Origin of the sequence: Pantoea sp. YU22, assembly GCF_003970755.1 — a bacterium.
In the GTDB taxonomy this organism is placed as follows: Bacteria; Pseudomonadota; Gammaproteobacteria; order Enterobacterales; family Enterobacteriaceae; genus Pantoea; species Pantoea piersonii.
In genome coordinates, this window is sequence record NZ_RYDU01000046.1 from 1 (window position 1) to 707 (window position 707).

Consider the following 707-nt stretch of genomic DNA (forward strand, 5'->3'; position numbering starts at 1 on the left):
GGCTGGGACGGAAGTCGCTGTCGTTCTCAAAATCGGTGGAGCTGCATGACAAAGTCATCGGGCATTATCTGAACATAAAACACTATCAATAATTTGGAGTCATTACCGACAAAGTCATCGGGCATTATCTGAACATAAAACACTATCAATAAGTTGGAGTCATTACCCGATAAAGCAGCATTAGATGCTGGATTTACTACGAATAATTTTGTCGGTGAACTGGGAGAAAAATTAGCTCATGCCGTATATGGGGGGCAAATACTTCCTAATTCAGCTAAAAGCGCAGACATACAAACAGACGATGGCACTTTACTCCAAGTAAAAACGAGGAAGCCGAACAAAGGAAAACAGTTTGGTAGCATCCGCTCTTGGGATTTTGATTACCTGATAGCGATAACGCTGGGCGATAAATACGAAGTAATCAGGGCTCTAAAAATCCCAGTATCTACCTGTAAAGAACTGGCCGAACATCGGGCACATACGAACTCTTTCATAATAAAGCCGACCAGAAAATTACTTTCACATGCGGATATTGAAGATGTGACGGATAAATTTCAGAGTGTTTTTTTATAGCAGGTCTTATAACAACACCATAAAGCCGGTAATGGTCCCAACTTATTGATAGTGTTTTATGTTCAGATAATGCCCGATGACTTTGTCATGCAGCTCCACCGATTTTGAGAACGACAGCGACTTCCGTCCCAGCC

3 protein-coding genes are annotated in these 707 nt (G+C 41.9%); 2 read left to right on the plus strand and 1 reads right to left on the minus strand.

Going from position 1 to position 707, the window contains the following annotated elements:
- Positions 1-92, plus strand: a 92-nt coding sequence (locus tag EKL29_RS22925; protein ID WP_024193989.1) for an IS1 family transposase, incomplete at its 5' end; no start/stop codon positions are given.
- A 61-nt stretch (positions 93-153) separates the two neighbouring features.
- Positions 154-573 (plus strand): DUF6998 domain-containing protein, encoded by a 420-nt coding sequence (locus EKL29_RS22930; protein ID WP_126690841.1) that lies wholly within the window; start codon positions 154-156, stop codon positions 571-573.
- Between the two features lie 42 nt (positions 574-615).
- On the opposite strand, the gene EKL29_RS22935 is transcribed toward EKL29_RS22930, so the two are convergent.
- A partial coding sequence (locus EKL29_RS22935; protein WP_024193989.1) for an IS1 family transposase occupies positions 616-707 on the minus strand: 92 nt, incomplete at its 5' end.